Source organism: [Scytonema hofmanni] UTEX 2349 (assembly GCF_000582685.1).
GTDB lineage: Bacteria > Cyanobacteriota > Cyanobacteriia > Cyanobacteriales > Nostocaceae > Hassallia > Hassallia hofmanni.
Map to the genome: position 1 here is coordinate 1,195,926 of NZ_KK073769.1, position 15,519 is coordinate 1,211,444.

12 protein-coding genes are annotated in these 15,519 nt (G+C 41.5%); 3 read left to right on the forward strand and 9 right to left on the reverse strand.

Annotated features, from left to right (window positions below; all coding sequences use genetic code 11):
- The first annotated feature begins 71 nt into the window (after nucleotides 1–71).
- The 3 genes from TOL9009_RS50665 to TOL9009_RS0135540 all read left to right on the forward strand — a co-directional run bounded on the left by TOL9009_RS50665 (nucleotide 72) and on the right by TOL9009_RS0135540 (nucleotide 3,075).
- On the forward strand, nucleotides 72–1,478 hold the full coding sequence (locus TOL9009_RS50665; RefSeq protein ID WP_051503208.1) for a protein kinase domain-containing protein: 1,407 nt from the start codon (nucleotides 72–74) through the stop codon (nucleotides 1,476–1,478).
- A 98-nt stretch (nucleotides 1,479–1,576) separates the two neighbouring features.
- Nucleotides 1,577–2,287 carry a hypothetical protein gene (locus tag TOL9009_RS0135535; protein WP_029638241.1) on the forward strand — a complete coding sequence of 237 codons (711 nt, stop codon included), beginning with the start codon at nucleotides 1,577–1,579 and terminating at the stop codon, nucleotides 2,285–2,287.
- Between the two features lie 131 nt (nucleotides 2,288–2,418).
- On the forward strand, nucleotides 2,419–3,075 hold the full coding sequence (locus TOL9009_RS0135540) for a L,D-transpeptidase (protein ID WP_186227768.1): 657 nt from the start codon (nucleotides 2,419–2,421) through the stop codon (nucleotides 3,073–3,075).
- Nucleotides 3,076–3,403: 328 nt separating this feature from the next.
- Here TOL9009_RS0135540 and TOL9009_RS0135545 read toward each other — a convergent pair whose 3' ends face one another.
- From TOL9009_RS0135545 to TOL9009_RS44155, 9 genes are all read right to left on the reverse strand, one after another.
- Entirely contained in the window at nucleotides 3,404–5,380 is a 1,977-nt protein-coding gene (locus TOL9009_RS0135545) for a globin domain-containing protein (RefSeq protein WP_029638244.1), read from the reverse strand.
- A 34-nt stretch (nucleotides 5,381–5,414) separates the two neighbouring features.
- Nucleotides 5,415–5,732, reverse strand: a complete 318-nt coding sequence (locus TOL9009_RS0135550) for a hypothetical protein (protein WP_029638246.1) — start codon at nucleotides 5,730–5,732, stop codon at nucleotides 5,415–5,417.
- Between the two features lie 239 nt (nucleotides 5,733–5,971).
- Nucleotides 5,972–7,363, reverse strand: a complete 1,392-nt coding sequence (locus tag TOL9009_RS0135555; RefSeq protein WP_221928680.1) for a mechanosensitive ion channel family protein — start codon at nucleotides 7,361–7,363, stop codon at nucleotides 5,972–5,974.
- 115 nt (nucleotides 7,364–7,478) lie between these two features.
- Complete coding sequence (locus TOL9009_RS0135560; protein ID WP_038298301.1) at nucleotides 7,479–9,626, reverse strand: adenylate/guanylate cyclase domain-containing protein; 2,148 nt, start codon at nucleotides 9,624–9,626, stop codon at nucleotides 7,479–7,481.
- Between the two features lie 233 nt (nucleotides 9,627–9,859).
- A complete protein-coding gene (locus TOL9009_RS48195; RefSeq protein ID WP_186227770.1) occupies nucleotides 9,860–10,000 on the reverse strand; it encodes a hypothetical protein in 141 nt (46 codons plus the stop codon).
- Entirely contained in the window at nucleotides 9,990–10,520 is a 531-nt protein-coding gene (locus TOL9009_RS41585; RefSeq protein WP_051503209.1) for a transcription factor MYC/MYB N-terminal domain-containing protein, read from the reverse strand. The genes TOL9009_RS48195 and TOL9009_RS41585 overlap by 11 nt, the downstream gene beginning before the upstream one ends.
- Before the next feature lie 306 nt (nucleotides 10,521–10,826).
- Nucleotides 10,827–11,720, reverse strand: a complete 894-nt coding sequence (locus TOL9009_RS0135575) for a bestrophin family protein (RefSeq protein ID WP_029638253.1) — start codon at nucleotides 11,718–11,720, stop codon at nucleotides 10,827–10,829.
- Between the two features lie 32 nt (nucleotides 11,721–11,752).
- Nucleotides 11,753–11,902: a hypothetical protein gene (locus TOL9009_RS48200; RefSeq protein ID WP_186227771.1), complete on the reverse strand. Its 150-nt coding sequence runs from the start codon at nucleotides 11,900–11,902 to the stop codon at nucleotides 11,753–11,755.
- 17 nt (nucleotides 11,903–11,919) lie between these two features.
- On the reverse strand, nucleotides 11,920–15,516 hold the full coding sequence (locus TOL9009_RS44155) for a nitric oxide synthase oxygenase (protein ID WP_072022216.1): 3,597 nt from the start codon (nucleotides 15,514–15,516) through the stop codon (nucleotides 11,920–11,922).
- Nucleotides 15,517–15,519: the final 3 nt, after the last annotated feature.

Consider the following 15,519-nt stretch of genomic DNA (forward strand, 5'->3'; position numbering starts at 1 on the left):
TTGAGAATGCATTCATCCCAAGTTTGGCAAAAGTTATAGGATACAACCGAAATACTTGACGAAATACAATAGTGAAAGACCTAATTCTCCGCAACCGCTATAGAATCGTACAGTTTTTAGGGAGTGGTTCGTTTGGCGACACCTATGTTGCTGAAGATTTAGATTTGCCTAGCAATCCCAAATGTGTCGTGAAACAGCTTAAGCCTAAAACATCCGAGCAGGAAGTTTTGCTGGTTGCTAGACGACTATTCGAGAGCGAAGCAAAATTTTTATACCATTTAGGTAACCTTAGCAACCAAATACCTAAATTATTTGCTCATTTTGAGGAAAATGGCGAATTTTATCTGGTACAAGAATTTGTAGACGGGTATGACTTGAGCGCAGAAATAATACCTGGAAGCCAATGGAGTGAAGGTGAAGTCGTCAAACTTTTGCAAGAAATTCTACAAGTTTTGACTGTCGTTCATCAACAAAATATCATCCACCGTGATATCAAGCCCCAAAACTTGATGCGTCGTCATGATGGCAAGATTGTGCTGATTGACTTTGGCGCAGTTAAAGAAATTAAAGGTTTGGCTACGAATACTCAAGGTCAAGTTACTTCAACTATTGCTATTGGCTCCAATGGTTATATGCCAAATGAACAAGCCAATTCTAAGCCAAAACTATGTAGTGATATCTATGCAGTGGGAGTGATTGGTATCCAAGCTTTGACAGGCAAATTACCTCAAAACTTCCAAGAAGACCCTACCAATGGAGAAATAATTTGGCAACATGAGGCAAAAGTTAGCAATAAAGTGGCTGACGTTTTAACCAAAATGGTACGTTACAACTTTAGTCAGCGATATCAAACAGCAAGCGAGGCTTTGCAAGCACTAAGTTCTATATCTCCAGCGCTATCAAAGTCAACAACGTCGTGGAAATTGCCATTTCGCAGAAAAGTTTTAGTTGCAGCTGGAGTAGGAGCAGGAATATTTGTAATGTTTGTGTTAGCTCCTTTGATTCTGTTATCTACCAAAACGACCGAAAACTTTACTCAACTACCTTGCGATGCTGAACTATCTTCATCATCTTTACCACCATTACCAGAAAAACCAGACAAAGAGTTTGATGAAGGTACTAAATTTTATGGCTCTTTCGATCAGAATAAGAAATTAAGTGGCAAGGGAATCTTGCTCTTTAAAAATGGTAGTAGATATGATGGAAAATTCAAAAATGGTAAGTATGATGGTTGTGGAATATATTCATATCTGATTGAAAATACCTCATATAGATATTATATAGGTCAGTATGTCAACGGTAACCGTAACGGTCTAGGAAGATTAAAATGGAAAAATGGCGATGAGTATAGAGGGAATTTCAAAGATGACAAATGTGAGGGAAACGGAGTATTTAAATCGGCAAATGGAGCTTCTAAGAGTGGACTTTGGCATCAAGATAATTTGTTAGGAGAGAACATATCATGTAATCCAAAGTAAATATAAATATATTCTGTAAATCATAATTTTTAAATTAGTAAATATCAGTTTAGTGATAAAATAACCACAAAACATTACAGATAAAGGAATCAAGTAAAATGAATCAAAAGCAATCTGGAAAATCGAAATTTATATCTAGTGTAATTTCTTTACTCTTTTTCACTTATTATTTCAGTTTTGCTATTTTCCCGCAAATAGTATTAGGACAATTTGAAGAGCAAAAACCACCTACTGATAATACCACACAACAAAATAATACGGAGCAAAAACCACCTACTGATAATACCAAAGACCCAATTAATCCAAATACTGGCAATACCAAAGACCCAATTAATCCAAATACTGGCAATACCAAAGACCCAATTAATCCAAATACTGGCAATACCAAAGACCCAATTAATCCAAATACTGGCAATACCAAAGACCCAACTAATCCAAATACTGGCAATACCAAAGACCCAATTAATCCAAATACTGGCAATACCAAAGACCCAATTAATCCAAATACTGGCAATACCAAAGACCCAATTAATCCAAATACTGGCAATACCAAAGACCCAATTAATCCAAATACTGGCAATACCAAAGACCCAACTAATCCAAATACTGGCAATACCAAAGACCCAATTAATCCAAATACTGGCAATACCAAAGACCCAATTAATCCAAATACTGGTAATACCAAAGACCCAATTAATCCAAATACTGGCAATACCAAAGACCCAATTAATCCAAATACTGGCAATACCACAAAACCAAGTAATCCAAATAATACAAAACCGACTAATCGCGTTCGGGGATGCGGATAAAACTTATTTAATTAGTGAGATTTGGCAAACTAGTTGAGTAGAAATTCAGAATTCAGACTTCAAGATAGTTGAGATTTGAGTTCTGAAATTATTTATTCTGAGTAAAGGCAATCTTAAAAGTTATACAGTTAATGCAGCAGATTATTAGCAGTAGTATGTATTACCGTAGTGTTCTCAAGTTGGGATTGATCTCAATTTCTTTGCTTTTCTGGCTTCAATTACGTGCTATTGCCGAAACTACGGTTGAGCAAGGAGTAACGGAGAAGACAATAATTAGTCAACTGAACTCTTCCCCAGCGCAACCAAATCTCCCTAGCACTTCTGAGAGAATGATGCGTTTACTGCTCAGGCTCAAGCCTCTGGTGCAGCCAATCCCTGCTAACACTTCTGAGCAAAATATCCATTTACTACTCGTTCTCAAGCAACGAAAACTTTATGTTTATCAGGGGGATGTTTTACTAACCAGCTATCCAGTAGCTATTGGTAAACCAAAGTGGGAAACCCCTACAGGTAAATTTAAAGTGCTTAATATGATTGAAAACCCAGCTTGGGAAAACCCTTTCGTATCCAAGACAGAAGTTGTTCCTCCAGGTTTAAAGAATCCTTTAGGAGAGCGCTGGATTGGGTTTTGGACTGATGGAAAAAACGAAATCGGATTTCACGGTACTTATAAAAGAGACTCTGTGGGAAAATCAATTTCTCACGGTTGTGTTAGGTTGTATAACGAGGACGTGCGAAAACTATATGAAATAGTGAAAATAGGAACCTCTGTAACTGTAGTTCCTTAATGGGAATAAATAGTTAATTAAAATGAGAAAAAATCAAATTATTTTCAAATAGTATGTCACATTCGTTATCCCACCATTTCAGGACTTACGCAAAAATTCTCTCTCTTCCTCATTTCTCCGTGAACTCTGCGTTCTCTGCGGTTCGTTTTTCCGTAACTTTGCGTAAGTCCTGCATTTGTTAAAGTTTCTTGTGGCATCTCTAAAAATGAGATTATTCGCACTCACGCTACCAGTGTTGCCGATGGAAACGCGGTAAATTACTGTATATCCAAGTTCATCTTTTGATAATGTGCGATCGCTACAACTGCTGTACCAACTATGAGACACGTTACTTTGAATCTTTGAGAGACTTATGTTTTGAACCATCAGGCATAATCGCACCTTCAATAAAAGCAGCACTCAGTTCAGAAATGCTCACTTTAGCACCTTTTAAATTTGCACCAGTTAAGTAAGTACCATCTAAGTTAGCACCATTCAAAGTAGCATTTTTTAAATTGACACCGCTCAGATTCGCATTACTCAAGTCAGCACAAATCAGGTTAGCACTACTGAGGTTGGCACTACTGAGGTTAGCCTGATTGAACCGAGCAAAACTTAGCTTGGCATGACTGAGATTAGCACCAGAAAGTTTAGCTCCAGAGAGGTTAGCATTATCGAGGTTAGCGTTGCTCAGATTGGCATTAGTGAGATCGCTTTCGTTAAAATTGGCTGCACTCAGATTAGCTTTAGGGAGATTAATATCTACCAACTCTACACCTGAAGCATCTAAACCTCTAAGAGAAACATTATCTTCATTTAAATCTTGGAGTGCTAAAATTCTGGCATAGCTAACTTTTACACCGTGAGATGCATCAATGATACTCCAAGCTTGGTAGTGAAATTGTTTTCTGCGATCGGGAGCTTCTTTAATTACTAGAACTAAGGCAACTACGAGACTAATAGTATCAGCAGCACCCAGAGTCTTTCCCAGCAGAGAATTTTCATCAATGCTGACAAAAAATATTGTGAATATGATGGCTGAAACAGTAGCGACTACCCATGCTGGTAATATCCAGAAAGTATCGATCGCTTTACCCGGAATTTCTGTGACGATTTTAAACCAACGCTGTTCTAATAATTTTGGCTGAAATTCCTGATATTTTTCGGTAATTTTCGCTATGATTTTTTCCAGAATTTGTTTGATAATTTCAATCCACTGTCCAACTGATAATTTGGGTGGAAATTCCTGATATTTTGCGGTGATTTTCGCTATGATTTGGGGGAGATTTTCACCATTCCACTGAATCGATATTAAAGGCTTTTTCTGTTGCTCTACTTCCGGCTTAAATGGCTTAGATTCCTTTAATTCTTTTGGCTTTTGTTCGCTTGCTGCTTTTTCATGTGAGATAACTTTTGATGGGGATTCTGCACTAGCACCTTTTAACATCAAAGCGGTAATCGCTGTGTAAGCATCTTTCCACGCTTTGCTTACTTGAGGTGTCCAATCTTGTTGGAGATACTGCTCAAAAGTGATTAGCAGTGCTTCTCCAACTGGGCGGTAATTTTTGGCAGTTGCTCCATATCCGATGTGTCTGGCTCCTAGTGCGTTGAGAACAGACTCTAAAGCCTCTGGATTGCGGAGATTTTCTACTACTAAAACCAGAGAATTAAGCAGCTTTTTCTGTTGGTTTCCCATATCAGTTGTGGCAAACAATGGTTTAACTTCTGGGTAAATTGTAAACAGGTGTTCGTAAAAACTAGCGGCAAATTCATCGGCACGGGGTTTAATTTTCTCGAAACTGCTTTCGAGTAACTCTACGGGTAATGAAGACTGTTTTTCTGGGACTGATTCTGTTTGTGTTTGTGTGGCTGGTGCAGCAGTTATTTGTTTCTCTAATTGAGCTTCTTTTGGTGCGGATTGTGCACCAGCACCTTTTAACATCAAAGCGGTAATCGCTCTGTAAGCATCTACCCACGCTTGCTTTACTTCGGGTGTCCAATCTTCTTGGAGATACTGCTCAAAAGACATCAGCAGTGCTTCTCCAACTGGACGGTAATTTTTGGCAGTTGCTCCATATCCGATGTGTCTGGCTCCTAAAGCGTTGAGAACAGGCTCTAAAGCCTCCGGATTGCGGAGATTTTCTACTACTAAAACCAGAGCATTAAGGAGCTTTTTCTGTTGCTTTGCCATATCAGTTGTGGCAAACAGCGGTTTCATCTCTGGGTGTCTTGTAAATAGGTGTTCGTAAAAACTAGCGGCAAATTCATCGGCACGAGGTTTAATTTTCTCGAAACTTTGCTCTAAAAGTTCAATATTTAAAGACATATTTTACCCTTTGTGCTTCAGCGAAGCTTTTATATTATAAATTCAAAGAATTTAATTCTTCCTCTATCTTAGCCATAAATTCTGCTGCATCTTTTATGCCCATCTCTCCCAAAGCTTTCCACTCGTCACTACTGTAATCTAAATCTAGTCCCATCACCTCTTGAGTCCAATAAGGCAGATTTGATGGGTTTTCCATTAGTTCACAGGTTATCTTCAAGATTTCTGTTCCTGAAGTATTAGCTCTTACCTTTGTCGCCAAACAAAAGGAGAGCAATTTAGCTAAATTGCTTTCCGGTGAAATCGATATCAGAAAAGCCATATTTTGTGCCAGTACGAACTTATCTAACTTCATTAGTATCTTTTCCTCACAAGTTCTTTATTAGTTGACCGAACAATACTTTCGATGTTACGCAGATTTCAATGTTTTTGAAATTTATTTTTTTTAATATGGGGTTCTCCTTTCTCCTCTTCCTTAATTTGATATTACAGCAGATTGGGTTGTTATTAAATACACGTAGAGACGTTCCGGCGGAACGTCTCAGAGCGGGTTTTGGTTTTTACGCATGTACCTCCTCTGAAATTTGCTGTACTTCACTTCCAATTCCTAATAGGCAATTCAACCTCAGGATTGGACGAAACATCTGCTTGTTGAGCCATACTTACAGCTTTGCTTCGCGCTTCTATAATTTGACCGATCTCACGTCCCAAACTTGGTTGGCGTTCAATCATCGTATTTACAGCATCTGAGTAGATAACAAGAACTTGCAAATCTTCAACTGCGGCAATTGATACTGGACTCGGTTCCCCAGTAAATAGTGCCATCTCGCCAAAAAACTCACCACGCAAGATAGTCATTACCTCCAACTCAGTACCAAACTCGTTTGTGACGGTGACTAGAACCTGACCCGCAATGATAATATACAAAGCATTACCAGGCTCGCCCTGGCGGATGACTTTCTCCCCAGCACCGAACTGCTGTAAAATAGTTCCCTTCGCTAAATCATCCAAATTTTTATGCTCACGAGCTAAAGGCATAAATCCGGGAATTGAGTGCAGGCTTTGGGCTAATTTACTCGAAGCGCTATCTGTCTTATCAGCAGTTTCCACAGCATACTCGTATCGGTAGCGATATAGCGTCAGGTTGTTTCGCTGGGCTGCGTACCAGATTCGCGTCATAAATCTATCAAGTATCTGCTCCACATCCTCAAAGTTTTCGATAAAAAACTCCACCTCATAAATAATTGCAGTCTCATCATAGGATGTGGTTTTGCTCTCTGGTTCGGGTTTGGCTAATATCCCCTGTGTAGCCAGAGCTGTACTTGTTAGTACCTGCTTAACGAGGTTAGGGGGGCTATCGTAGGAAAAGCCAATATTGATGCGTTGGTTATAAATGCGTTCTGGTTGGCTGTAATTATGGATTATTCCTTTGCCAATGAACTGATGAGGAACGATAATCACCTGGCGCTGGAGATTTAGCAGGCGAACCGATCGCCAATTAATATCAATTACTTGCCCTTCGATCGCCTTGTCTTCGCCTTCGCTATTGCCAACGCGCAACCAATCACCCACGCTGAAAGGGCGTTCCAGAAGCAGCGCAATCCCAGACATGATGCTACCCAATGTATCCTGAAGCGCCAAACCGATGACAATCGAGCTAACACCTAATCCGGTAGCAAGACCCGCCAAATCTGCACCCCACACCGCCGCCAACACGATCGCGCTGCCCACAAGCACCAAAAACAACCTGGCAAGGTCGATCAGCAGTTTCGGCATCCTTGCCCGCCATGTATTTGCCTCCGCTTTTTCAAACAAAATCACATTAAACAGCGAGAAAGAGGCGTAGATAACAGATATCCAGAAAAGGGTTTCGACGACCTTGGCAAAATTCCCGTGAACGTCAAGCTTCCAGACATTCCTGATTAAAAGCATCAGGATTAAGACGGGCAGGACAAGGTTTTTTACAACCTGCAGGGTAGCCGCCATCGGTCTACCGCGCCTTTGTAGATGATAAATAACCTCTCCTAGTAAAACTACCACGAGTGGGAACCCTAATCCGACAATTAACGCCCAAATATGCCAGTCCCTTGAAAAGCTTAAATTACTCATAAACTGCTTCCTCTGGAACACTTACTGTCAGGTGAGAACTTTTGAGTTGCCAAGCCACTAGCTTTTCTTTTCCAGGTTGTTGAATTTCACCAATCTGCTCAAAATCGTAGAGATCGTGCAGGCGATCGCAGACATTTTGAGACACGAAGATTGCTCCTGGTGGGCAAGCCGACTTCAACCGATTGGCAATATTTACAGTATTGCCCCAAACGTCGTAGAGCAATTTACTTTTGCCAATGACACCGGCAACGACATCTCCTGAATTGATGCCGATTTCCATCTCTAAATGCAAGCCTTTTTCATAATTAAATCGGCGGAGAAATGCCAGCATTTCTAAAGCAAAATCTACCGTGCGTTTGTCATGATCCAGACGCGGCACACTCAGCCCGCATACAGCCATATAACCGTCACCAATGGTTTTAATCTTCTCCAAACCGTATTTATCTGTCATTTCATCGAAGGCTGTTACCAATTCATTCAGCATACTAACAACCTCTTGAGGGGACATTGATTTCGTTAGCTTGGTGAATTGGTCGATGTCGGAAAACAAGACTGAGACATTAGAAATCTGATCGGCAATTTCTTGATCGCCCTGTTTGAGGCGTTTGGCTACTGCGGGACTAAATATATTTAAGACTAATGCTTCATTTTCCCGATTTTTCTGTTCTATTACTTGAGTTTCGGCACGAAGACTGTCTATCGTTTGGTTAAATGACTTAGCTAAATCTCCAAATTCATCTTGCGAACCCGATTTGACAACCGCATCAAATTCCCCCGCTCCCACCTTGCGAGCGCTTTTGATTAAAGTATTGATGGGTTTGACAAAGATTGCGGTCAGCCACATAGCAACAAGGGTGATTACCGCGATAATTACAGTAGCCCCAATCAAAACTGTTTTTTCAAACGAGTGAATTGGAGCATAAGCTTCAGAAACATCCATCTCTGCCAAGATAACCCACCTCAACCCATCAATATCTAGTGGAGCATAAGAACTCAAAACTGGAATATCACGATAATCGTTGATAATCTGCGTTCCCTGTTTCCCAAACAACGCTTCCTTCACTGCTTTTGTTTGCACTTCCTGTAGGAGGATTGTAGTATTGAACTCTTTAATTTTCTTGATGGTCTTTTCATCAGTACCGATAGAGGCTAGAGTTTTTAGATGACCTTTTGGATCTTCAATCTGGAAACGAGACGCAGAGCGCATTAGATAATCTGACCCGACCAGATAAGTTTCTCCTGAATCGCCCAGACCATTTTGTTTCCAATTTTTGTTGCCAGTCATCACATTGTTAATTTTGTCAACGGGAAGCTGGAACGCCAAAACACCAATGAATTGGGAGCCGTTAAAGATGGGGGACGCGATAAAAGCCGCAGGGGCATTGTAGGAGGGGCTGTAGGGTTTAAAATCTACTATTTTCACATACCCAGTTCCCTTTGCTTGTCGTGCGGCGGCGATCGCTTCTGCTAGGTTACTCTCTTTGTAGGGACCGTTGGTAAAGTTTGTGGTAAAATCGGTTTCTTTAAAAACTGTGTAGACAATGGTTCCTTCGGGATCGATTAAAAACATATCGTAGTAACCATATTTTTCAACTATATTGCGAAAAATCGGGTGGTAGCGGGCGTGAACGCGGCTGTAAGCGCTGCCATCGCCAGGGTTGTCAAGGAGAAGTTTCTTACCAACGGGGTTGGGGTTAGCGGCGGTGTAGTGGTATTGTAGGTAACGGGCAGCAGTTGTTTTTGGCGTGTAAGATGCGAGAACGGGCGAACCCTCGTTAGTTCGCGCCAGTCTAGTTAGAAATTCTGTCCTGTAGTAGGTATCAATTTTTTTGTCAAAATTCGCTGGTATTGTTGATTTTTCCAATTCGCGGTAAGCTGTCTTAAACTCCTGCATGGCAGCGACGACTGTCAGTTCTTCGCTTAAAGTCTGGTTATGGTTGTTAAGGGTTTCAAAATAATCTTGGATTTGATAAGTTTTGGCAGCCCGGAGGCTGGTTAATTGGTTGAAGACTTTTTCCGTCAGAATAGATTTACCAGCACTAGAGCATATATAGGTGCTTGCGAGCATAGCGCAAACGCTGACTACCAGCAACATGACTATGAGTTTTGTTTTTATACTTAATTGGTTAAATAATTGCATGTAAATTTTCTTGATATTTTTTGCCTTATTTCTGGATTTTAGACATTTCCATAAATTGCACTTTAACCCCCAATACGGTTCGGATAAGATTTTTTGATGAAAATTCTAGATCACAAAGACGCGATAAATCGCCGTCTTTACAATAAGAAGCCCTTTGTAGAGACGGCGATTTATCGCGTCTCCTGCCCTAACCGAACCGTATTGCCTTAACCCCCATACTATAAGGTATCCGTTCAGGGGGCGATCGCGTCTTTAGGTGAAAAATCACCTTGAAGAAGATCGGTAATATTCACTAAAAGCTTCTGCATAGGGACGAGTCTGGAAAATTCCGGCAATATAATATAAGCGCGATCGCCTAAAAAGTTAATGCTCATCTTCATTCCTCAACGTAGTACCTGCACCACACTTTGCATACTGCCTAACGATCACTTCGGTTGCTGCGATTATTTCCATATCTTGCTCCCAAACTTCAGACATGAAAAAGACAACGATAGCTAGGATATTTCTCTCTACTATAGGTATCCCAAATCCAGCTTTAGCTCCAAAAGCTTTAGCAATTTGATTACGTAAAAAATAGGATTCGGATTGAGCAGAGACATCGGCAATCCACTCCGAAGTTTGAGTTTCCCAAACTCGTCCAGGCAATCCTTCACCTAATCGCAACATAAAGCTTTCACTACAATACCAGAACTGCGCCCAGGCAACTTGGCGATTGTCCTTCACCCGTGAACTAACGTACCAAGCTGGATTTAGTTCCAAAATTGTGTCTGTTTTAGGAAGCCATACTTCACCATACTCCCACTGTGTTTCTTCACAAACTTGTTTGAGCAAACTTGTGAATATGGCAGAGATTGTTGATGTTTCAGTAGTCGTTATATCAATTGATTCAGTCATATAATTATGGTTTAATAAAGGCAGCGATGCTGGAGAATTAATAGAAAAGATTGCTAGTACAAGTCGGCGTAAATAAACCAACCATTCTCAATCGCTAAAAAGCTTATACCAAATTAAGATGAAGCTGCATAGAATCTGATTTCTAGAATAATTGACCGCAGATAAACGCAGATAAACGCAGATAAATACAGATGATTATTATTCTGTGCAGCCTCACATAAAATTGGTATTACTCCATATCACTTTTGACTTTTGACTTCCGCAAAGCGGTACTAGCTTATATGGGAATTGGGTAAAGCTGTGATGCTACACGATCGCATTGTCATCACCAGCAATTAACTCCTCAATATCGTTATGTAGTTTGCGACAAAGATTATCTAAAGGAATGTCATTGGCATCATAACCAAATGGATTTTCAATCTCTAAGCCAATGGCTTCAATACCAAACAACACAAAAGCGACAACACCAACAACTGCGACTGTCCACCAATGTAAATCTTTCACCATTTGAAAAGGCAAGGCAAAACAATACAAAATCAATAAATGTCGTAAATGTATTGAATAAGCTCTAGGCATTGGTGCATTGAGAATGCGTTCGCAGCGCGATAAACATTCAACTAATTGGTCGAGTAAACGGTTGAGGGCGGCAAATTGAATACTATCTATGTATTGCTGCCTGTATTGTTGAGCTAAATATACCCCAATCAATTGGGTGATTTTTAGTGGCATATTGCTGACGTTTTTCAATTGCAAACAATGTTCTGGAGCTAAAAGAGATTTCAGGCGATCGTCTACTCCTTCTCGCCGCAAATGTTGTGTCATGGCAACAAAAAATGCTGCTATTAACCGCAGATGATAAGCTTTCTTTTCTTGATCTTCAATACTTTTAACGATGATATTCATCCATATTTGCCGAGATAAATTACGACCTGTAAATATTGTCATCCCAGCAATCTGCCAACCTTCCCAAAATCTTTCATAGGCAGTATTCGTGCGGAAAACTAACAGCAAGCCCAGTACAATCCCCGGAATCAAACCTGCTAAACTAGGCTGACTTAATCCTCTGTATCCTCCTTTTTCATAGATCACCGTGATGATCGTTGCTACGATCATAGTTACTGCCACCTGATACTTAATATCCCAAATAACAGAACCTCTGAAACTCAGGACTAATTTAAACCAATTCTTGTCATAGCTCATAACTTTGCACTTATACCAAAAATATTTAGGACTTATATCATGTCCGTTTGATTACTTACTAAACCCCAAGAACCCCACCCCGCCAAAGCTACGCTTTGTCTCCCCTCCCCGCAAGCGAGGAGGGGCTGATCGGGGTGCGATCGCAATCCCCATTCAATTTCTTCCCCTTTCCCCTTCTTCATGAACCCCTTTTGCCTGCTTAAGCCTGATGATGGAATGGACACTTCGCAGATTCTGTTTGCCAGGGGTCACGTTGATAGAAATAATTAGGTTTCAGAAGACGATTTTCAAACTCTATGTTAAACACCGGGGTTGTAGAAGCTGATATTGGTGGAGTTAGCCAAACGCGATCGCCATAAACATGACGACCACACTGTTTTTCCTCATCTACAAACTGCATAAAGGAAGCAGTTAACGCATGGTGATCAAGTATCCTGACACCATATTTTTTGTATGAATACAGAACAGCTACATTCAGTTCTACTAAAGCTAAATCTTTCCACAATGTCATCGTTTCGCTGCAATCCAAGCCGATCTTTTCGGCAATAGTTGGCAGCATATTGTAGCGATCGATATCACTAAAGTTTCTTGCCCCAATTTCTGCACCCATGTAGAAGCCGTTAAACGGTGTGGGGTATTGAATGCCACCCATATCTAGCATCATGTTACTAACCGCAGGCAAAGCGAACCACTTTAGCCCTAATTCCTCAAACCAGTCATAGCGGGGATGAGAAAGAGGAACTTCCATAACAATTTCTGGTGGAATTTCAAACCATTTCGGCTCTCGTTCTTCTACTTGGATGATTAACGGTAGTAAATCAAAGCGGGTTCGAGATTCTTTAGTCCAACCAAATTTCAGTGCTTGCTCAGTCAACTCCACGTTGGCAGGATCGCCTAAAATTGAACCATCTGGTTGTCGATAACCTGCATAGCGCAACATCAGACCGTTCCATAGCCGAATCTTCAGGTAAGGACTGAGGATGGTAATGCTCGATCGCAAGTTGCCATTGTTGGTGGCAAACTTAATGTGTTCCATCAAAGTTTGAAAAATCTCTTCCTCGGTTTGCAGATGTCGCATATCGCGCAATTGCAGACTTTGCCAAAAATTCCTTCCCAAGCAACGGTTACTATTACGCCAAGCTAGTTTTGTGCCGTATGCTAGTTCATCGTAAGTGTGTTCGTAGGTTCCTGTCTGCTCAATGGCAGCTTTTACCTCTTGCCATCGCGGTATAAATACTTGCGCTAACCCTTGTTCTAAGTAACATTGCTTGAGAAATACTTCGGCTTCCTGCATCACTGAGGCGATCGGCTCAACATATATACTGTCTTGCTCAATCGGGGTAATGCCTCCTGCCAGTTGAATTGCCTGCCGGACGGGAGCCTTAGCTTTGCCCTCTTCATCTAACTTCGAGGAGAATAACTCTTGACGAATGGCAGTATCTTGCCAACCAGCTTGCTGCAAATAGTCGCGCATTGCATCCATGAAGGGTTGAGGACCGCACATGAACGCAACTGTTCCCTCAACATAGGGATAGAGATTTTGTACTGCCTCTGGATTCAGTCTGCTACTTGATCGCGTTGCTCGCAGAGTAAAAGTTAAATTCGGGTGAGCAGCAGTGAGTTCTTCTAATTCTGACTTAAAGACGAAATCTTCGTGATAGGGAGCCGAACAATCAAGGTGAAATAAACGAGTATCGCTGCGACGGGCAAGGGTTCGCATCATTGCGATCGCAGGAGTAATACCAATTCCCCCGGCAAAGAAGACAACAGGCTGTTCATCTTCTAAAATAAACTCACCCCGTGGTTGGGAAATTCTAATTAAAGCTTCTCCATCAGCGCGATCGGATAACCACCGCGAAAATAACCCTAATTCTTCACGTTTAACTGTGATTTCATACTGTTCTGTTTGATCGGCAGGCGAACTCAAAGTATAAGCGCGAGTTACCCAATTTCCATCAACCCGCCCTTGAATTAATATATGTTGTCCCGGTTTAGAAGCAACAATTTCTTCATACACCGGACGAAACTGCAAGGACACCATATTTCGTCCTAAGTTTTGTTTCGCAATAAGTTCCGCAACCGCTAGATTCGCCGAACCCAGCATTTCTTCAATTAGGGGTTGGCAACTGCCACAAACCATTGTGACTTGGGTTTGTTCAACAATTCCTTCTAGCGTATCCAGACCTGTATCGATCAGTTCCCGCACCTTCCCACAAGTGGTCTTTGTGCAGTTGCAAACAATATCGCTATCGGAACCCAGCGTTATGGCTTCCTCAATTTGCAATTCTCCCAGTTCTCGGAACAAAGCAACCTGCCAACGTGGTAAAAGCTGATCTTGAAAAAATAATTGAATTGCCAACCGCCGTCCTGCCCAACGTCCTTTAACAGAGAGGCTAAAGAGCTTGCTGTCTCTTAATTTGAGGACTCGTTCACCGCCGTTTTCGGCTGTGTAGCGTACCTCCTCAAGATTGCTGGTATCCTCATCTTCCCAGCGCCATTCCAACAGTTCACCATCAAGGCTGCGCTGACCAATCAGCATTTTGTTATTAGCTTGCAGCAAACGGGTGATGAGTGCAGGTCTTCCTTCGAGCAATCCTTCGCTAATGGTCAGAATGCCTCGCCCTGGCAGAATGTAGACATTGATCAATTCCAAAATATTTTGGCTAGCCCAATCTGTTAGAGAAGGATTGGGTAAATTCAGCCATTCGGTTACGGCTTGTCCCTGCTCTGGCAATCCATACTGATTCAATGTCTTGAGCCACTCTAAGCGGGACTGGGCTGCTTTATCGCTCATACCGCTTACCATCCAGTCGTGCAATGCTGCTCCTGCTGGCACGTCAAAGTAACGCACCTCAGTCGGCACGTCTGCCAAAATTTTGTTGAGATGTTCTTCTAAGCCCTGAATAAATTCCTCAAAATCAATTGTCCCACTGTTGTCTGTATCTGCCTGTTGCAGAATTGTTTGGGCATCGTCGTGGCTGTATCCCAAATCCAGCAGATAGGGAAAAAGTTCTTCTGGATCAATCTGTCCACTTTGATCTAAGTCGATCGCCTGAAATCGTAGTTGAGCAAACTGCCGCGTATTCATAGTTTGCGTCAATACATCCGATAGTCCTTTGGCAATATCCTGTCCGGTGAGTTGCGTTGCACCTGTCAAAAGTTCTGGCGGTTCGTGATTCAATTCACCCAGCGTCCATTTATATAGTGCCTGGGCAATTACCTCTGGTGCTAACCAAGGTAAACTGCTGTTGCCCAGTGGCAGAGATAGGGTACGACGGAATTTTAATTCTTTCTTTTGCTCTAGCAAATCAGACAATAAGGGTGCATGACATAATACCAAAGTCTCTAAACCAGAGGAACGTACAAGATTTGCAGCTTCAGTTAGGCGTAGACGCAGAGCGTCTTGTCCATAGACATCGCTTAGTTCACATTCCGTAGGACAAGCAGGTGCAACCCAGGCAAAACGGCGGACTCCTGCTTCTGTTGCCATCTCTAGCATTGAGCGCGTCAGCTGAGTAATATCCGACAAATCTGTGGGCATTATAAATACAAATGCAGTTTCGGCGCCACAAAAATATTCTTGAATAATATCTTTAGATACAGTGTTAATATTCACCCATTCAATGGCTGAATTTGTTGATGCTACAACACCAAAACGTTTTAATGCCCGAATGAGTGAAAACTCCCGGTTCGTTAGCAAACTCATCAACTGTACAGCAGGTGCATACTGAGCATCAGATGTAAATACAGTAAAGGTTGATGCGGATGTAGAAATAAGGGGTTTATCTGTCAGCATGGA